The organism is Bacillus cereus group sp. N21, from assembly GCF_016483395.1.
Lineage (GTDB): Bacteria > Bacillota > Bacilli > Bacillales > Bacillaceae_G > Bacillus_A > Bacillus_A pseudomycoides.
In genome coordinates this window covers 21978-40569 of sequence record NZ_JAEHBX010000001.1, presented here as the reverse complement: position 1 = coordinate 40569, position 18592 = coordinate 21978, and the positions used below count along the sequence as shown (strand labels likewise).

Here is an 18592-nt window from a genome sequence, read left to right as displayed (position 1 = left end):
CTAAGTTTATCTAGCAACTTGCACTAGTTCCTTTTTTATTTTTGTAGTAGAAATTCCAGCTGTACGTGGTAAATATACAACTTCACAGTATTCATCTAATTCATCAAATTCCCCTTCCCAATCATCACCCATAACAAAAATATCTACATCATGATTAACAACATCATTTGCTTTCTGCTCCCAATTATGTTCAGGTATTACTTCATCCACATACCGAACCGCTTCTAGAATCATTTTACGATTCTCATAGCTATGATAAGATTTTTTATTTTTTAATTTGTTAAATTCATCTGAAGAAACGGCGACAATTAAATAATCTCCTAAATCTTTCGCTCTCTTCAATAAGTTAATATGTCCCCAGTGCAATAAATCGAAAGTTCCATATGTAATAACCTTTTTCATAATCGCGCCCCCTGTGAAATGTTATTATTTTTATAATTATTTAGTTTAGAAGTATATTTAAATTAGAGCTTCTCCTACGCCTATGAATGGTAAGAACGACTCAAATTCACCAATGTAAATCCAAAACAAATTTACATAGATTTTACATTGAGTTCACACGAAATTCACAAAGATGATTATACCATAATTTTTATTTACAAACTATGACAATAACCTAACAACTATTGTCATATCCGGCACAAGAAAACGCTTTCTTAATTGGTGTTACAAACCTCCTCTTACTTTCTTTCATTTACAAAAAAAGTGCGAAGGAAATAGTTCCTTCGCACTTTTTACTACCCTTTATATGACTATTTCAACATACGACGTGGCAATTTATCAATATTCTCTAACATAATGCCTGTACCAACAGCAACACAGTGCATTGGGTTTTCAGCGATTAGTACTGGTACTTTTAATTCTTCTGCTAGAAGCATGTCGATACCATGTAATAATGCGCCTCCGCCTGTTAAGATCACACCGCGGTCAATGATGTCTGCAGATAGTTCTGGTGGTGTACGCTCTAATACACCTTTTGCAGCTTGTACAATGACAGCCGCATTTTCTTTTAATGCTTCTGTAACCTCTTCTGAACATACTGTGATTGTACGTGGTAAGCCCGTTACCATGTCACGTCCGCGAATTTCAAGTTCTTCACTACGTGCACCTGGGAATACTGTACCGACTTTAATTTTAATATCTTCTGATGTACGTTCTCCGATTAATAGCTTATACTTACGTTTAATATAGTTTAAGATCTCCATATCAAACTTGTCGCCAGCCATTTTGATAGAGGAGGAGGTAACAATATCACCCATTGAAAGCACGGCAATATCTGTTGTACCTCCGCCGATATCAACAACCATATTTCCGCTCGGTTGGAAGATTTCCATGCCGGCACCAACAGCAGCTACTTTTGGTTCTTCTTCTAAGAATACTGTTTTACCACCTGAGCGTTCAGCAGCTTCACGAATTGCTTTTTGTTCTACAGATGTAATGTTTGTTGGACAACAAATTAAAATGCGAGGTTTTGAAAAGAAGCTCTTCACGTCCAGCTTGTTAATAAAATGCTTTAACATTGCTTCTGTAATTTCGAAATCTGCAATTACACCATCTTTAAGCGGACGAATCGCTACAATATTACCAGGTGTACGTCCTACCATACTTCTTGCTTCTTCACCTACCGCTAATACTCTTCCAGTATTGCGATCAATTGCTACAACAGACGGTTCGTTTAAAACGATCCCTTTACCCTTTACATGAATTAATACGTTAGCTGTGCCTAGGTCAATTCCGATATCTCTCGCAAACATTCCTGTGTTTTCCTCCTTGATATTCAAAATCAGGTTGTACCCGAATTCTTTTACACCTAATTTCTGATTTTATCATAAATTTAACGAAAACGTAATATTTGAAAAGATAATTCTTCTGAAAAATGTTCCGTCATGACCAAGGAATGTTTGCCGTATAATGAATTATTGCTGCACGATTCTTTCTGTATCTTCTTTTCGGTACTTCTGCTTCGTCGCTTCCCCGCCTCTTAGGTGGCGAATCGACTTATGATAATCAAGAATTTCTTTCACTTCATTTGCGAGCTCTGGATTAATCTCTGGTAAACGTTCTGTTAAATCTTTATGGACTGTACTCTTTGATACCCCAAATTCTTTTGCAATCACACGAACTGTTTTTCTTGTCTCCACGATATACTTGCCAATCTTGATAGTTCTCTCTTTGATGTAATCGTGCACACCACTCGCCTCCCTAAATTGGATGTGAGAAGTGTGAAATGAGACTCGCTGCATATGACTAAGAAGTAAATTCGAGTGCTGTTTGTAAGCTTTAAACATTCTGGAATTTATAATGAAATGACCCACGATTTCTCACCTCAAACACTCTCTTTGCATTGGTTTATATCATTGTATTGCCCGCACTACTGATATATGCTACAAGTTCGGTATTTTTACGGACTAAGTTAAGAAAAATTACAAATTCGTGTGAGAAATACGTTAACAATGACAATTTTCACTTGATGGATTGCCCTACAAAAACCAAAGAATGACGCCTCTTGTCAAAGGCGTCATTCTTCATGATCACATTCTTCTTCTAATAATTGATGGTGGGGAACTTCTTTCTTACTGGCAATGTAATAATATAAAGTAAATAAAATAAACAACAAAATAAGGGCAATCGACAGAACAAATACAAATGACAGAGTAATCCCCTCCTTTTCTTAATATATATTCGAGAATTCCGTCAAATTTCCTTGTTATTGCTATTTCCCTCTCGAAATGAATCATTTTTATATAAAAATAAAAAAATCAACTCCCTAGTGAGAGCTGATTTTTTCGTTTTATTATTCTTGTGTAGAAGAAGAATCGCTAGATGATTCCGTAGAACCATTTGTTGATTTTTCTTCTTTTTTACCTTTTTCGTCAGCTGAACCGCTTGTTGATTTCTCTTCTTTTTTACCTTTTTCATCAGCAGAACCGCTTGTTGATTTCTCTTCTTTTTTACCTTTTTCATCAGCAGAACCATTTGTTTCTTTTGCTGCTCCTGCTTCTGCTTTTACGTCTGTCGCAAGTTTGTTAAGGTAACGCTCTGGATTGACAGCTACATTATCTTTACGAACTTCAAAGTGTACATGAGAACCTGCTTCCTTATTCATTGCACTTAGACCGGATTTTCCTAATACTTCACCTTGTGCAACTTTTGCACCTTTTTCTACTTTTACACTGCCTAAGCTTTGATAAGATGTTGCAAGACCATTTCCGTTATCCACTGTTACGACATAACCGAGAAGCGAATCTTTTTCAGCTTTTGTTACTGTACCACTTAAAGCAGCTGTAACATCGAATTCTTTTCCATTTTTCGCAGCAACATCGATTCCTTTATTAGGAGAATATGTGTTGTTATAAAAGACAAGTGCTTGTTCTTGCTCCTCTTCTGCTGCTCCATCTTCATAAAACTTCTTCTTCACAACAACATCTACATTCTTTGCAGCTGGCATTTTCACAACTTCTGAAGACTTTGTTACTGGTACTACTGGATTTTCCGTTTGACCATACGGCGCACTTTGCTCTTTATTAGGCGCTTTCTTTGGATTAGCTGCCTGGAACCATAGAGCAACCGTCAAGATTACCGCTGCACATGCAATATAGATTGCCGGAAATACCCACCGTTTTTGAAATAAATGAACTACCTTTTGCGACTTTTTATTATTCCTTCCTCGCATTCTATCATCACCTCAGCAATCATTTTGAACAATATTCATTCATCCTATACAACCTATAACTAATTACTTTTCGACAAAATCTGTAAAAATATGTATAGGAATTGCGAAATTTCCGAGGAAATGATAGAAAAAAGAAAAAACTGAGCGGATTGGCTCAGTTTTTTAGTCTAGTTGTTTCTTTTTGTAGACGAAGAGGCAAACAATAATTGAAATGACTAACCAAATAGAGACATTGATTAGATCTGCAGCAATTGCAGAGAAGCCTTTCCCCTCCACAACACTTACGAACGCTTCAAAAATATGATTAGTCGGTAAATACGATAGTATGTTTTTCAAAATGTCATTTTTTATAACATTACTTAAAATTGGAGTCATGAGTAAGACCATTGCAACCGGTGATGCAATAACAGAAACTTGCACTAAATTTTTAGCTAAAAGAGCGATAATTGTCCCAAATATGATGAACACTAATGTTCCTAATAACATTAACAGAAACATGAACAACATATTCCCTTGTAAAACATCTAGTATAAATAAATTAAGAAAACTTATAGCAAACGTTAAAACAATGATTGGTAGTGCTTTTCCAATAATAATTTCAAATGGAGAGGCAGGAGATAGCATAAGCACTCGTAACGTATGTTTCTCCTTCTCTTCCGCAATAAGAGTTGCCTGTGAGATTGTTGTAACCATACATAATATCATGACGATTACAAAGCCTCCCATAAACTCCTTCCCTTGTCCCATTTGCTTATAAAACAATGCCAATCCAAGTGGTAAAATCGCCATTAATAATATTTGTGCGTTATTCTTCAAATCCTGCATCTCTTTCCGTAAAATCGCCGATACACGTCTCATTGAAAATGTCATTATAATCCCCTCCCAGTTACTTCAATAAAGATATCTCCTAGTGTTGGCTCATAAGAATGAATCGATAATAATTCACCATTTTTCATCCACTCAGAAATACGTTTTGCGCCTAATTCGTCTTTTTTCACCGTTTCTTTTTTCTTATCCTTTAGGACGACTTCGATTTTGTCTTTCGCGTATTGAAGTCTTAAATTTTCTGGTGTATCAAGTGCTACAATTTCCCCTCCGCATAAGAAAGCAATGCGGTCACAAAGCGTTTCTGCTTCATCCATATTGTGCGTCGTTAAGAAAATCGTTGTTCCTTCTCTATTTAGGTCCTTTAAGATGTTATGAATGTTTTGGACGTTGACTGGATCAAGTGCTGATGTTGGTTCATCTAAGAAGAGAATATCCGGTTTATGCAGAATTGCTCGTGCTAGCGTAACGCGCTGCTTCATCCCTTTTGATAATTTTTTGACTGGTGTTTTTTTATCTTCTAATAAATTCACTTGGGATAGTACTTCATCAATTCTTTCTTTAGGACAATCGTATAAGTCGCAAAATAATAGTAAGTTATCATAAATGCTAAGTCTTTCATATAGACCACTGTTATCTGTTAAAATACCAATTCGTTTGTAATCGATGCTGTTTGGACCTGTAATATCTTTTCCTAGTACTTTCACTTTTCCAACACTGTGAAACAATTGGGAAGTTAAAATTTTCACTGTTGTTGTTTTCCCTGATCCACTTGGTCCTAGAAACCCGAAGATTTCTCCTTGCTTTACTTCAATACTTACATTTCGAAGTGCTGTTTTTTCATTAAAGGTTTTCATTACATCCTTCATTTCAATTGCCAATGTCATTTTGTCATCCCCTTTGTTTTTCTTCTATAGATAATTTCGCTTCAGCGACTCGTTTACCGCCTCGGCTTGTTGTGTTCGCTGTTCTTGGCTCAATCATATGAAAAACAAAGGGGTTACGCAGTAAAATACCGGTAAAAGGAGTCTTTTTACCGGTGAATGAATCCTATTTTCCGCTTACTGGAGCATCATTATAGTCCAATGACACCTTTTAATTCATCCATTCGACCTTTAGAAAGTGGAATAGAGCTTTTTCGTTCATCATCCAAGATTAAGCTAAAGCTATTACGAGTCCAAGTAATCACTTCTCGTACGCGCTGTAAGTTAACAAGATAAGAGCGGTGACATCGAAAGAATCCAAAACCTTTTAATCTTTCTTCTAACTCACTTAATGTTAACGCACATACAAAGTCCCCTTCGCGAACATGAATATGCGTTGTTCCATTTTGCGTTTCAATAAAATGAATTTCCATCGGATCAAGCAAAATGATTTTATCGTTCACTTTTGCTGGGATTCTTTCGAGCTTCATTTGCGGAATCATTTGAACGATATTTTCTTGATCTATCTCTTCCCCTTCTTCCTGTTCGATTTCTACTTTTTTAACGCCATCTGGATTTAATACATACACATCTTCTGTTAAAGAAAGTGCATCCGATAAAAAGGATGATGTAATAAAGATGGCCTTCCCTTGTTCTTTCATCTTCATAATTGCTTTTCGAATGATAATTGTACTCTCTATATCTACATTTTGCTCTGGCTCTTCAAAAATAATTAAATCCGGATTATGAATCATGACCCGCCCAATGTGAAGACGGCGTTTTTCAGAAAATGATAGCTTTTCAATTTTGACGTTCATTTTATCTAGTAAACCAACATACTGGACAACTTCTTCTATGCTAATATTCGAGTCATACAATCCGGATAAAAAGGCGAAGTATTCTTTTACTTTTAAGCGGTTACATGCCTCATCTTTTAAAAAACAAAAACCAATGCGCGAGTAGACTTGCTTTTGAATCGGTTCCCCGTCAAATAAAACACTTCCAGCCGATGCCTCTTCTTCACCGATTATAATGCGGTGTAAAATCTTCGCCGTATGATTGTTACATTGCAGCACAACACATTGCCCTTTTTCAATTTCAAGCTGAATCGCCTGCAACTGGTTCGTCTTACCCAATTGTTTTAACTCCAATAACGCCATGTTTTCTCCTCCAGATGAGTTTTTATCTCATTATACCAAACAGTTAATGGAAGATTATGATATTTATCTCAAAAATAAAAAGGAGCTAAATTAGCTCCTTTTTGATTGATTTTAGCATACAACTATTACTGCTGCTTCACCATATAACTTTTCAGCTGATCACGAAGTGCCCTTTTCAGGAATTTCCCGACAGATGTTTTTGGAATCTCTTCCACGAATAAAATGTCATCCGGCATCCACCATTTCGGGAACTGGTCTTCTAATAATGCATAGAGCTCCTCTTGTTCGACTGTTTGTCCTTCTTTTAAGACAACGCAGGCAACAGGGCGTTCTTGCCATTTTTCATGTGGCACGGCAACGACAGATGCCTCTAGTACTTTGTCATGTGCCATTAAAGCGTTCTCTAAATCAACGGAGGAAATCCATTCACCGCCGCTTTTAATTAAATCTTTCGTACGGTCAGCAATTTTAATAAACCCTTCTGGATCAACAGTTACAATATCTCCTGTATGTAACCAGCCATCCTGCATGGAATCTGCTGTACGTTCATCGTTATAATAACTACCCGCAATCCAAGGTCCGCGCAGGCAAAGCTCTCCCATTTCTTCACCATCCCATTTGATCTCCCCTTCTTGACCAATTACCTTCATTTCAAGGCCTGGGAATAAGTAACCTTGGCGGGAGCGTAATTCATAATATTCTTCTTTCGGTAAATCGCGCTGATATGACTTTGGACAGTTAATTACAACAGCTGGGCTTGTTTCTGTCATTCCATATATTTGCCTAAAAGCAATTCCATATTTCTCCTCATATGTGCGAATCATGCTTCCTGGTGCTGCTGATCCACCTGACCATATCGTACGAATACTACTAATATCATACGGATATTTTTCAAGCTCTTGCAGTAACCCAATCCAAATTGTTGGTACACCAGCAGTAATTGTCACTTTCTCACACTCAATAAGCTGAGCTAATATTTCCGGTGTAAAGTGTGGTCCTGGTAAGACGAGCTTTGTGCCGAACCATGTACCTGCAAACGGAAGCCCCCATGCGTTTACATGGAACATCGGAACGACAGGCATACAAGTGTCTACTTCTGATAGATTCCCGCCGTCCACAAGGCCGAGCGTATAACTATGGAGTGCAATACTACGGTGTGTATACACAACGCCTTTCGGTTTTCCTGTCGTTGCGGAAGTATAGCACATACCCGCAGGTTCTTTTTCATCTAAGTCTGTTATGAATGGGAATGTTTCGTCGCCTTCTTCGAGTAGTTTGTCGTAATGATATACTGGTGATAGTGTTGTGTGAGGTAGTTCGTGATCATCTGTCATAATAATAAATGCTTTCACATGAGGAATTTCGTGTTGAATACTTTCTAATACAGGAACCATATCTTCATCAACGAGAATGATTTTATCTTCAGCATGGTTAATGATATAAGAAATATGCTCTGCGGAGAGCCGTAAGTTAATCGTATGTAACACCGCCCCAATTCCTGGAATTGCAAAATATGCTTCCAAATGGCGGTGATGGTTCCAAGCGATTGTTCCAACTTTGTCCCCTCTATCAATCCCCATTTTATTTAGTACACTAGCAAGCCGTCTTGTCCGCTTCGCAATCTCTCCGTATGTTAATGTTTGAATACGCGATGCAGTGCGCGAAACAACTTCCTTTTTTGAAAAATATTTCTCCGCTCGTTCCATCATTGCTGGAATGAGAAGTGGTACATCCATCATCATATTTCATGCCCCCTGTTATTATTTTATATATACACATACAACTGTATTATAACACAACAAAACGAGACAAAAGCCGTTAACATTTCTTTCGTTTTCTACAAATAATGACAAAAGGAGCTCATTGGGATGAGCTCCTTTGTTGTCAAATAATCACTAAGTTTTGTCGAACGGTTGATATATTCCAAAAAGCGCCGATATATTTTCAAACGAGCAGCACCCAACTGTCAGTAACCCTTAAGCATCAGTTCTTCGCCATTAACTTTCCTTCATACTCGTTTAGCGTTTTAATTTCGATACCTTTATAGTAATGAGCAACAATATCCGTATATCCTTTTCCTTCTTTCGCCATTCCATTGGCACCATACTGGCTCATGCCAACGCCATGGCCGAAACCTTTCGTTGTGACGACAATGCTCTTTCCTTGTTGTTTCCATGTAAAGTCAGAGGAGCGTAATCCCAGTTTTGTTCGTACTTCTTTCCCTGTTAATACCTTTCCTTGAAACTCTACATCCTTCACCCGTTTTCCTTCTGTACGGTCTTTAATATTACCGACTTTTCCATTTGCAAGCACCTTTACGCCAAGACGCTTTTGAAAATCATCTACAGTAAAAGTTTGCTCACTCGCAAATTTTGGAGAAGCTTGATCCCATGGACTGTCTACGCTTTTTAAATATGGTAAGTCGCTCCCCCAGTAGTCTGCAGCATTTTCTGTATAACCGTTACTTGTTGAGAAGAAGGACGCCGTAATGGGACTACCATCATAAGTTAAAACTTGTCCGGCTGTTTTAGACACAGCTTCTTCAATCTTCTTCAAATTTTTCTCATAATCTTTGCCCCATGTCTTCTTTAGCTCTTCTTTACTGTTGTACACTTGATCATTAACCGTATCTGTCACATCCGCATTGTTTTTCTTACTTCCGCCTAGCATACGCTGTACAATAAATGTTCTCGCTGCCAATGCCTGTGCTTTTAATGCCTCCATTTCAAAGCTAGCATTCATCTCAGAAGCTACTACACCTGTAACATACTCTTCCATCGGCATCGTTTCTACCTTCTTTTGTGCATTACGATACACAGTAACTTGGACAGCAGTATTTACCTTTTTAGGAGCTGGCACACTTTGCATGGCTGGAGGATGTTCGGGCGGCTGACTTACTTTCGCTTTCGTAAACGGAATAACAAGTACGGTCGGTACAATAATGACGAGCGCCACTAAGAGCGCCATTGTAATGAAAAGTGGCTTTGAAATTTTCATCTTTTTCCCCCGCTATGAAATTAGACTCATTTCATTCTTATGGAACGTGGCAAGCTTTTAGAACATATCAGGAGGAACTTCTGCAAAGGGAAAATATAAAGTACTGATATGACAGGATTCAATCTCAAAGGAAAGAATTTTCTAAATTTTTCAGGTGGACAGGCATAAAAAAGGAATTTGTTGACTATAACAATAATAGCCCAATAAAAATAGCCTCTATGTCAAAAAGACATAGAGACTACTCAAACTTAAGCGTGAAGGTCAGAAACTTGTTGCTTCGTCACTTCTTCTACTTTTTCATTTACACGTTCAATTGTTGCACCTAATGCAGCTAGTTTCTCATGGAAGTTTACATATCCACGATCAAGGTGTTTTAATTCTGTTACACGTGTGTAACCATCTGATACTAAACCAGCTAGAATTAATGCCGCTGCAGCACGTAAGTCAGTTGCTGCTACTTCTGCACCTTGTAAGTTGTTAGGTCCATTCATAATAACAGAACGGCCTTCAATTTTGATGTCTGCATTCATACGACGGAATTCTTCCACATGCATGAAGCGGTTTTCAAATACCGTTTCTGTAATCATGCTTGTTCCATCCGCATGTAATAACAATGCCATCATTTGTGATTGCATATCTGTTGGGAAACCTGGATGAGGCATTGTTTTAATATCAACGGCTTTTAATTTACTTGGGCCGATAACACGTACGCCTTCGTTTTCCTCAATAACCTTAACACCCATTTCTTCCATTTTCGCTGTGATAGAACGTAAATGTTCTGGTACAGCATTTTCAATTAAGATGTCTCCACCAGTAATTGCTGCTGCAACCATAAACGTTCCTGCTTCAATACGGTCAGGAATAATAGAATGGTGTGCACCATATAATTTATCAACGCCTTCGATACGAATCGTTCCAGTTCCAGCTCCGCGTACTTTTGCTCCCATTGCATTTAAGAAGTTAGCTAAGTCAACGATTTCTGGTTCTTTTGCTGCGTTTTCAAGTACTGTTGTCCCTTTTGCTAATGTAGCAGCAGACATAATGTTTTCTGTTGCACCTACGCTTGGGAAGTCTAAGTAAATTTTCGCGCCTTGTAATTGTCCATCTACATAAGCTTCAACAAAGCCATTACCAACTTTTACTTTCGCTCCCATTGCTTCGAAGCCTTTTAAATGTTGGTCAATTGGACGTGAACCAATTGCACATCCACCAGGAAGTGCAATACGAGCACGACCATTACGTGCTAATAGTGGTCCCATTACTTGAACGGACGCACGCATTTTACGTACATATTCAAATGGTGCTTCAATATTTAACTCCTTTGAAGCATCAATTGTTACTTGGTTATTTTCAAATACGACTTCAGCATTTAAATGACGTAATACCTCATTAATTGTGTATACATCAGACAAAACTGGTACTTCAGATAGTACATTCTTTCCGTCACTCGCTAATAGGGCTGCAGCGATTATAGGTAATACAGCATTTTTTGCGCCCTCAACACGCACTGTGCCATTCAACCGCTTTCCGCCACGGACGATGATTTTTTCCAATTTATTCCCCTCCGTGTCCTTTTTTCAATATCTATTCAATACTCAGAAGTTATGATCGGTGTGCCAACCACAATTGTATCTTTGCTGTCTGTAGAGCGTATTGCTATTTGCACATTGATTTTCTCTCTATTTGTTGAAAGAGCGTCATTCCACTTTTTATTATATGCGGAGACTGACACAAATGCTCTTTCTTCTATCTTCTCGATCGCTCTTGCTGAAAGATCTTTCAAAACCTGATTGGTTTTATTTTGCAAAACACCTTCAATCTTATCACTCAGTACACCTTGAACACAAGTGTAAATTGTAGGTTTTGTACTAAAAATTTTATCCATTTCCCGAATGTTTTTGGGGTCCCATTTTGACCCGCTTACTTCAAAGATAATGAAAGTGTTTTCTTTACTATTTTCCTTACTCCAAGTTACTACTATTCGTTCTTCATAAGAAGAAAATTTTTTGTATGCTGTTGCTTTATATCCATCATGAGATGTTTCCAATTCCCATTTTTGAATATCCGCTTTTTCTTTCACTTCATTTAACAATTTTTGAAACGTATGTATATTAGAAATGGTTTTAGTTTCTCGTGCTAACCATGACCACCGCTCTACCTCTGCTCCATTTTTTTCAAGAGCTGCGATCATACTCTCCATTTTCTCTTCGTCACTTACGGGCTTTATCTCTTTATACCCGACCAAGAATACGACAATACTTACGACAACAATAAGAATTGTTTTTAAGCTTTTCAAGTTTCATCCCCTCCTATCCCCATTGTTAACGGAGATATGAGGTTCTATACACTTACTTGACTAAATACGTTAAACTCTTCGAATACCCTAAATAATCAAGAAAAAAGTTGCTGACAGATGTCCCAATGGCAATCGTAACAAGAATGAGTAAAATCCTCGTCTGCAATACCTTTCCAGATTTCATCAGGCGTTCGATATGGATACCTTGTAAGGCCCACCACGTAATGGTAATAAACAATAAATGCGAAACAATCGCAATCAGTGCTTGTTGCCCTAAAAGTTGCGCCAAAAAAATCGACTCCTTTTGTTTGGCTTACCATCACCTAGGATGCAAAACGATCCCATATAAATGGAAACCACACTTTTTCCCGCCCAAACAGGCAGTATAAAGTATCCCTCCGAAAGAAGGGGCACTACCTATTAAAGTTTACTTTGTTCGAGCATCACATTCGTGAAGGATAAGGTCTCGCGCTAACGAAAGTTTCACTTTACCCCTCTCATTGCTCCACAATAAAAAGCGTAGAGCGATGACTCTACACTTTTTGTTTTCACTATTGTACCACGTTCCCTGTGAAGAAGAAATCTTTCATCAATGGAAAATATTCATAAAAGAAATTGTAGCCAATTGCCGGTAGAATTCCGAGTAATACAGTTGCAATTAAACAAAAACTAATGACGACTTTCAAATTGATCGGTAAGTGTACCGGATCTTCTTCACTACTCTTTCGAAAGAACATTTGCTGCAAAATACGGAAATAATATACAAACGAGATAACCGTCGTGCCCATCATGACTGATGCCAGCACGTAATGGGCTGGACTAGCAGTGAAGGCACTTAAGAAAATATTAACCTTTCCGATAAAACCAGCTGTTCCTGGAATTCCTGCCAAAGACAGAATGAAAATGGTCATCGCTGCAGAGGCAAACGGAGAGCGTTTGTATAAACCAGAGAAAATTGTGAAATTTTCCTTTCCGCTTTGTAAGATTAATCCGTGGATGACTGCAAAAGCTCCTATATTCATTAACAGGTATGCCAACATATAAAACCACATACTATCCATTGTAAATGGTGATAACGCTACAAGTGGAACGAGTAAATATCCAGCGTGCGCTATGCCAGAATAGGCGAATAGACGCTTTACGCTGTATTGCTTGAGTGCCACGACATTACCAATGATCATTGTAATAATAGCGAGCACGGCAATATATACGCTCATGTTAGCAAATACTGTTTGCTCACTTCCATGAACAGGTATAGCGCCGAATACCATAAGGAACAATCTTATCATCATAATAAAACCGGCGATTTTAGAAATTGTCCCAAGGAAAGTTGTAACAGGTGTCACGGCCCCTTCATATACGTCTGGTGCCCACATATGAAACGGCACCGTCGCAATTTTAAAGGACAGCCCAACAAACAGAAGCAAGAAAGCAAGCGATAACAAAAGTTGAATGCTGCCATCCACACCTTGCATGAGAACTTCCTGCATACCAATAATATTAGTAGCCCCCGTAATGCCGTATAAGTAACTCATTCCAAAGAGCGTAATAGCCGTCCCAATTCCGCCATTAATAACATATTTCATCGCCGCTTCATTCGAAGCACGATTTGTCTTTCGAATCCCAACTAAAATGTACGAAGACAGTGATAACAACTCTAGGCCAATAAAGAGCGTAATAAAGTCGACGCTAGACGCCATAAACATCGCCCCGAGAACTGCCATTAAAAATAAATAATAGTATTCCCCTTTATCTTGAATCGGCTCTTTTTTATCATCGCTCATCGCCATACATAAAACGAGGATGGCTCCAATTAATAGTAACGTTTTAAACCCTTTTGAAAATCCATCTAGTACAAACGAACCACTTAAAATGTCTCCAGCCGGTTCACCATACAATGTAATTAATGCGATTAGCGATAGTACTGCCGCTCCAATCGCCCCAAGCCCTAAATACTTACGATCAAACTTTAGAAATAAGTCAAGAAGCGAGAGAAGGATGGCCGCTCCAAGAATAATGAACTCCGGTACCATTAAATGCCAAGATAAGCTAAGTAATGTATTCATATCCATCCTACCTCACCCCCAATATTTTTACTGTGTATTGCAGCGGCGTTCCTAACAGTTCTGGCATAATACCAATTGCAAGAATACAAGTGAGCAAGAGTACAATCGGAACGTATTCCCAGCCGCGGACATCCGGCCTCGCTGCCAATTCCTTCTTTCCAAATGTCACTTGAAGCGTAGCCCTTAGGACATATACCGCTGTTAAAATGATTCCAAGCGCACCGATCGCCGCGAGCATTGGCTTCCCTTGAAATAGTCCGAGGAATGCAAGAAACTCACTAACAAACCCAGACATGCCCGGAAGGCCAAGCGAAGCCATGCTTCCTGCTAATAAGAAACCACTTAACACAGGAACTTGTTTTGCAAGGCCACCAAGCTTCGTAATGTCAGACGTGCCAAAACGCCCCTCAATCATGCCGAGCAAGCAAAATAGTAGCGCTGCAATTAAACCGTGAGATACGACTTGAAATAGCGCTCCTTTCATACCGGCTGCATTCAGTGCCCCAAGTCCCATTAAAACGATTCCCATATGCGAAATACTGGAATAAGCGAGTACCTTTCGAAAATCTGTTTGAATGATCGCTAGAAAAGCACCGTATAGCAAGTTGATTACCCCTAAAATCGCCAGTAGCATCGCAAAGTCTTGAAACTGCTCCGGGAATAGCCCCTTCCCAAAGCGAACGATGCCGTATGCTCCAATCTTGAGCAGAACACCCGCATGGAGCATCACCGCAGCAGGATGGGCCTCGACATGCACATTCACCATCCAGCGATGCAAAGGGAATACCGGTAGCTTAATAGCAAAGGCTATCATAAGTGCAATGAATAAACCGAGCTGCAATGAACTTGAAATATCGCCCAGAAGCGCCGTGTCCACCCCAGTCAAAATATCTTTTAAATCTGCAATATTTGTTGTACCCGTTTTTGCAAAGAGGATAGAGAAAACAATGAGTAAAATCGCTGATCCAATTCCGTTATAAATCAAATAACTATAGGCAGCTTTTTCACTGTTCAATTTCCCCCACTTTCCAATAAGCAAAAACATCGGTGGTAATGTAATTTCAAAGAAGACAAAGAATAGAAGTAAATTTTCTGCTGCAAAGACACCGAGCATCCCAATTTCAAGTGTTAATAAAAGCATGTAAAAACCTTTTATATTTTTTTGAATGGAAAAGGCAGTAATCGCCGCAAGTGTTGCTAAAAGCGCCGTGAGTATCATCATCACAAGCGAAAAGCCATCGATACCAAGCTCATAGTAAATAGAAAACAACTTTTCATCTACGCCCGGAAAATGTCCGAATTGAATCCATTTCACCTTTTCAGCAAACATCGTTAAGCTCTTTCCGGAAGCATATGTACTAGCCAGAACAATCGCGATGCCAAGCGGAAGAATTGTTCCGAACAAACCGAGGACTCGCACTGCACGCACTTCCGTTTTCGGTGTTAACGTAAGTAAGAGAATCCCTAGAAGCGGGGAGAAAATGAAGAATGATAATAATAATGCATTCATTGCCAATACCCCCCCGTATATAACAGAATGACAACTAATGTCGCCACGGAAACAGCCACTGCGGTTCCGTATACTTGTACGTTTCCGTTTTGAAGTTTAGAACCAACAATGCTTGCTCCTCTCACAATACCTCTGATTAACTGGGCGATTCCTTCCACAATATAGACCTCACATAAGTGAAGCACATAAGCGATTCCTTTTACGAGCGGGAGCACAGTCACACTATACAGTTCATCTACATAATATTTTTCCTTAAGGAGGCTATATAGGACTGTTTCTTTTCCGCCATCCCGATCTCTAGAAATAGATCGTTTCCCATAGATAAGATATGCCGCGAGAATGCCCGCAAACGAAACGAGTGTCGCAACAATCATAATCCACACCGGACCATGACTTTGCTCTACTTGGAACGGGACATTCTTTGTAAGCCAGTCCCCAAGAAACGTGCCAAACCAAGGCGTATTGATATACCCTGCCAAAACTGCAAGAATACCAAGGACAATCATCGGAAATGTCATGACGCGCGGAGATTCATGCACATCCTCTTCTTTCTTCGCCTCTCCTGTAAAAACGAGAAAGTATAACCGGAACATGTAAAACGCCGTTAAAAATACTGCGAGAACCGCAAGGACAAACAAAACATAATTGCCGTGCATCCACGTCGCCGCCAAAATTTCATCCTTACTAAAAAAACCTGAGAAGAGCGGGACACCACTAATTGCTAGCGTGCCGATTAAGAAGAGTAGCCCCGTCACTTTCATTTTCTTCTGCAATCCGCCCATTTCATTAATGTTTTGCGTATGCACCGCATGAATGACGCTTCCTGCCGCTAAGAAAAGCAATGCTTTAAAGAAAGCATGTGTCGTTAAATGAAAGACTCCAGCAACGTATCCTGCCGAGCCAAGCGCGAGCATCATATAGCCGAGCTGGCTCACTGTTGAATATGCGAGGACTCTTTTTATATCCGTTTGTACGAGGCCAATGGACGCAGCAAAGATTGCAGTAAAGGCGCCAACAACCGCGACTGTTTGCATCGCTGCAGGACTTGCAGAGAATAGCGGAAACATCGTTGCCACTAAGTACACACCTGCTGCAACCATCGTTGCCGCGTGAATGAGCGCAGATACAGGCGTTGGCCCTTCCATCGCATCCGGTAGCCACGTATGAAGCGGAAACTGACCTGATTTCCCCATGGCACCAATAAAGATCAAGATTGCCGTGAGCGTTATCATAGTAGGTGATATGTCTCCCATTTTCATCGCTTTAAAGATTACTTCATATTCAAAGCTACCAGCCTGCCAGAAGAGTAAAATCATCCCGATAAATAAACCTACATCTCCAATACGCGTCATAATAAATGCTTTTTTCGCAGCAGCCTTCGCTTCCTCTTTAAAGAAATAGAAACCAATTAGTAAAAACGAGCCAAGTCCAACTAATTCCCAAAATATATAAAGCTGTAGTAAATTCGTCGAGATAACAAGCCCGAGCATCGCAAATGTAAAGAGCCCTAAATACGCATAAAATACGGGCAACCTCTCATCACCATGCATATACCCTTTTGAATACACATGTACAAGGAAGCTAACGAGTGTCACAATAAAAAGCATCAAAGCATTTAATGCGTTAATCTCAAAACCAAACGAAAGATCCACATCACCAATTCGGAGCCATAACCACTGATGCTTTACTGTTTCTGATGAAAACCGTTCTATTAATACAGTCGCCGCACCCACAAAGGAAAGAAATGTGAGAAAGATACCAAGTAAGCTGCTTCCTTCTCTCAATTTTTCCCCAAACATAACGAGCAAAAAAAACGAGGTAAGTGGGAAAAGCGGTATGAGCCATGCATAATCGATCATTGTTTCCTTCCCCCTTTTCGGTCACAATGCTAACCCTTAAGCGAATCCATTTCATCTACGTTAACTGTTGCATGTTTACGATATAACGCAATTAATATTGCAAGTCCAACTGCTGCTTCAGCTGCGGCAACAGACATCGTAAACAGTGAAAAGATTTGTCCTGTTAAGTTCGGAAAAAAACCTAATTTACTAAAGGCGACTAGGTTTAAATTCGCCGCATTTAACATCAGTTCAATACAAACTAAAACAATGACCGTATTCCGCTTTGTTAAAGCCCCGAATAAACCGATGCAAAACAGAATAATGGCAAGAGCTAAGTAGGCGGAAGTTGGAACACTACTCATTGGAATCCCCCTCTTTCTCATCCTTCTTCGCAAGTACAATTGCCCCAACAAGTGCAACAAGTAAAATAACCGACGTTAATTCAAATGGAATGACATATTTCGAATATAAGAGTGTACCAATTTGAAGTGTGTTTTGTTCATGAAGTGGTACACTTCCTTGTACACTTCGATTTGTAAAATCTATATTATTAACAGCGAAATACATCACCCCGCCAAACACTACTACTGCGAAGAAGATGAGCCATTTACGAAAACTAAAACTAGATTCATTTTCAGCGTCATGTTTCGTTAACATAATGCCAAAAATCATAATAATCGTAATCGCCCCGGAATAAATTAAAATTTGCGCTACTCCAACAAACTCTGCCGATAATAGAAAATACAATCCCGCAATGCTAAGAAACGTAAACACAAGAGCGAGCATCATATGCATGACTTTCGTTAAGTTCAGCATAAGAATACCACCGATAATCGCCGTTAAGGATAGTAAAAAAAACGCTATCAACTCGCCGTTCATGCTTTATTCTCCTTTCTGACGTTCTCATCATTTTCATCTAGCCACTGCAAATTTTTAAACAAATCATCACGCGTATACTCCGCTAGCTCAAAATTGTTTGTCATAACGATTGCCTCTGTTGGACAAACCTCTGTACATAAATCGCACAGAATACAAATTTCAAAGTTAATATCGTACGTATCAATGATTTTTCCTTTTTTCGCCGGATCCGGATGCTTCTTCCCTGTTAGTTGAATACAGTCAGTTGGGCAGATGTTGGCACATTGGTTACAAACAATACACTTTTCTGGATAAAATTTTTGAATCCCTCGAAAGCGATCTGGTAGTGACAATGGTTGATTGGGATAATCGTACGTTACTTTTTTCTTACTTAAGTTGCTAAGCGTATACTTTAATCCTTTAAATAGTCCTTTCATATCTTA

General features: G+C 39.1%; 19 protein-coding genes. All 19 read right to left on the bottom strand.

Going from position 1 to position 18592, the window contains the following annotated elements; translation table 11 throughout:
• Positions 1 to 6: 6 nt before the first annotated feature.
• The 19 genes from tagD to nuoI all read right to left on the bottom strand — a co-directional run bounded on the left by tagD (position 7) and on the right by nuoI (position 18586).
• Positions 7 to 402, bottom strand: a complete 396-nt coding sequence (tagD, locus tag JDS96_RS00230; RefSeq protein WP_199665692.1) for a glycerol-3-phosphate cytidylyltransferase — start codon at positions 400 to 402, stop codon at positions 7 to 9.
• A 350-nt stretch (positions 403 to 752) separates the two neighbouring features.
• On the bottom strand, positions 753 to 1754 hold the full coding sequence (gene mreB, locus JDS96_RS00225) for a rod shape-determining protein (protein ID WP_003202097.1): 1002 nt from the start codon (positions 1752 to 1754) through the stop codon (positions 753 to 755).
• A gap of 162 nt (positions 1755 to 1916) precedes the next feature.
• Positions 1917 to 2189 carry a sporulation transcriptional regulator SpoIIID gene (gene spoIIID / locus JDS96_RS00220; RefSeq protein WP_018781193.1) on the bottom strand — a complete coding sequence of 91 codons (273 nt, stop codon included), beginning with the start codon at positions 2187 to 2189 and terminating at the stop codon, positions 1917 to 1919.
• A 329-nt stretch (positions 2190 to 2518) separates the two neighbouring features.
• A complete protein-coding gene (locus JDS96_RS00215; protein WP_042511388.1) occupies positions 2519 to 2653 on the bottom strand; it encodes a hypothetical protein in 135 nt (44 codons plus the stop codon).
• A gap of 141 nt (positions 2654 to 2794) precedes the next feature.
• Positions 2795 to 3673 (bottom strand): stage II sporulation protein SpoIIQ, encoded by an 879-nt coding sequence (locus JDS96_RS00210; protein WP_199665691.1) that lies wholly within the window; start codon positions 3671 to 3673, stop codon positions 2795 to 2797.
• Between the two features lie 162 nt (positions 3674 to 3835).
• Positions 3836 to 4543 carry an ABC transporter permease gene (locus JDS96_RS00205; RefSeq protein ID WP_018764943.1) on the bottom strand — a complete coding sequence of 236 codons (708 nt, stop codon included), beginning with the start codon at positions 4541 to 4543 and terminating at the stop codon, positions 3836 to 3838.
• Positions 4543 to 5385 (bottom strand): ABC transporter ATP-binding protein, encoded by an 843-nt coding sequence (locus JDS96_RS00200; protein WP_199665690.1) that lies wholly within the window; start codon positions 5383 to 5385, stop codon positions 4543 to 4545. Before JDS96_RS00200 ends, JDS96_RS00205 begins: the two co-directional genes overlap by 1 nt.
• A gap of 188 nt (positions 5386 to 5573) precedes the next feature.
• Positions 5574 to 6581, bottom strand: coding sequence for a LytTR family transcriptional regulator DNA-binding domain-containing protein (locus JDS96_RS00195; protein WP_199665689.1), 1008 nt, complete (start codon positions 6579 to 6581; stop codon positions 5574 to 5576).
• 125 nt (positions 6582 to 6706) lie between these two features.
• Complete coding sequence (locus JDS96_RS00190; RefSeq protein ID WP_199665688.1) at positions 6707 to 8323, bottom strand: long-chain fatty acid--CoA ligase; 1617 nt, start codon at positions 8321 to 8323, stop codon at positions 6707 to 6709.
• Positions 8324 to 8564: 241 nt separating this feature from the next.
• The gene (spoIID, locus tag JDS96_RS00185; protein WP_006096642.1) at positions 8565 to 9578 is read right to left on the bottom strand and encodes a stage II sporulation protein D; all 1014 of its coding nucleotides are present in this window, start codon (positions 9576 to 9578) and stop codon (positions 8565 to 8567) included.
• 248 nt (positions 9579 to 9826) lie between these two features.
• Positions 9827 to 11131 carry a UDP-N-acetylglucosamine 1-carboxyvinyltransferase gene (gene murA / locus JDS96_RS00180; RefSeq protein WP_003209210.1) on the bottom strand — a complete coding sequence of 435 codons (1305 nt, stop codon included), beginning with the start codon at positions 11129 to 11131 and terminating at the stop codon, positions 9827 to 9829.
• A gap of 35 nt (positions 11132 to 11166) precedes the next feature.
• Positions 11167 to 11874, bottom strand: coding sequence for a YwmB family TATA-box binding protein (locus JDS96_RS00175; protein ID WP_018764938.1), 708 nt, complete (start codon positions 11872 to 11874; stop codon positions 11167 to 11169).
• Between the two features lie 52 nt (positions 11875 to 11926).
• Complete coding sequence (locus JDS96_RS00170) at positions 11927 to 12163, bottom strand: DUF1146 family protein (RefSeq protein ID WP_003202077.1); 237 nt, start codon at positions 12161 to 12163, stop codon at positions 11927 to 11929.
• Positions 12164 to 12425: 262 nt separating this feature from the next.
• Positions 12426 to 13940, bottom strand: a complete 1515-nt coding sequence (gene nuoN / locus JDS96_RS00165; protein ID WP_029427058.1) for an NADH-quinone oxidoreductase subunit NuoN — start codon at positions 13938 to 13940, stop codon at positions 12426 to 12428.
• A gap of 7 nt (positions 13941 to 13947) precedes the next feature.
• Entirely contained in the window at positions 13948 to 15450 is a 1503-nt protein-coding gene (locus tag JDS96_RS00160; protein WP_033799257.1) for an NADH-quinone oxidoreductase subunit M, read from the bottom strand.
• Positions 15447 to 17309: an NADH-quinone oxidoreductase subunit L gene (nuoL, locus tag JDS96_RS00155; protein ID WP_199665687.1), complete on the bottom strand. Its 1863-nt coding sequence runs from the start codon at positions 17307 to 17309 to the stop codon at positions 15447 to 15449. The genes JDS96_RS00160 and nuoL overlap by 4 nt, the downstream gene beginning before the upstream one ends.
• Before the next feature lie 29 nt (positions 17310 to 17338).
• The gene (gene nuoK, locus JDS96_RS00150) at positions 17339 to 17653 is read right to left on the bottom strand and encodes an NADH-quinone oxidoreductase subunit NuoK (RefSeq protein ID WP_018764934.1); all 315 of its coding nucleotides are present in this window, start codon (positions 17651 to 17653) and stop codon (positions 17339 to 17341) included.
• Positions 17646 to 18170 (bottom strand): NADH-quinone oxidoreductase subunit J, encoded by a 525-nt coding sequence (locus JDS96_RS00145; protein WP_016112671.1) that lies wholly within the window; start codon positions 18168 to 18170, stop codon positions 17646 to 17648. Before JDS96_RS00145 ends, nuoK begins: the two co-directional genes overlap by 8 nt.
• Positions 18167 to 18586, bottom strand: a complete 420-nt coding sequence (gene nuoI, locus JDS96_RS00140) for an NADH-quinone oxidoreductase subunit NuoI (protein ID WP_199665686.1) — start codon at positions 18584 to 18586, stop codon at positions 18167 to 18169. The genes JDS96_RS00145 and nuoI overlap by 4 nt, the downstream gene beginning before the upstream one ends.
• Positions 18587 to 18592 lie beyond the last annotated feature (6 nt).

Bases quoted from the DNA above. Each gene is read 5' to 3' on its own strand.
- JDS96_RS00200 (WP_199665690.1), bottom strand. From the start codon at position 5,385: ATGACATTGGCAATTGAAATGAAGGATGTAATGAAAACCTTTAATGAA.
- JDS96_RS00190 (WP_199665688.1), bottom strand. From the start codon at position 8,323: ATGATGATGGATGTACCACTTCTCATTCCAGCAATGATGGAACGAGCG.
- JDS96_RS00210 (WP_199665691.1), bottom strand. From the start codon at position 3,673: ATGCGAGGAAGGAATAATAAAAAGTCGCAAAAGGTAGTTCATTTATTT.
- JDS96_RS00195 (WP_199665689.1), bottom strand. From the start codon at position 6,581: ATGGCGTTATTGGAGTTAAAACAATTGGGTAAGACGAACCAGTTGCAG.
- JDS96_RS00160 (WP_033799257.1), bottom strand. From the start codon at position 15,450: ATGAATGCATTATTATTATCATTCTTCATTTTCTCCCCGCTTCTAGGG.
- nuoI (WP_199665686.1), bottom strand. From the start codon at position 18,586: ATGAAAGGACTATTTAAAGGATTAAAGTATACGCTTAGCAACTTAAGT.
- nuoK (WP_018764934.1), bottom strand. From the start codon at position 17,653: ATGAGTAGTGTTCCAACTTCCGCCTACTTAGCTCTTGCCATTATTCTG.
- spoIID (WP_006096642.1), bottom strand. From the start codon at position 9,578: ATGAAAATTTCAAAGCCACTTTTCATTACAATGGCGCTCTTAGTGGCG.
- JDS96_RS00145 (WP_016112671.1), bottom strand. From the start codon at position 18,170: ATGAACGGCGAGTTGATAGCGTTTTTTTTACTATCCTTAACGGCGATT.
- tagD (WP_199665692.1), bottom strand. From the start codon at position 402: ATGAAAAAGGTTATTACATATGGAACTTTCGATTTATTGCACTGGGGA.
- nuoL (WP_199665687.1), bottom strand. From the start codon at position 17,309: ATGATCGATTATGCATGGCTCATACCGCTTTTCCCACTTACCTCGTTT.
- JDS96_RS00205 (WP_018764943.1), bottom strand. From the start codon at position 4,543: ATGACATTTTCAATGAGACGTGTATCGGCGATTTTACGGAAAGAGATG.
- nuoN (WP_029427058.1), bottom strand. From the start codon at position 13,940: ATGAATACATTACTTAGCTTATCTTGGCATTTAATGGTACCGGAGTTC.
- mreB (WP_003202097.1), bottom strand. From the start codon at position 1,754: ATGTTTGCGAGAGATATCGGAATTGACCTAGGCACAGCTAACGTATTA.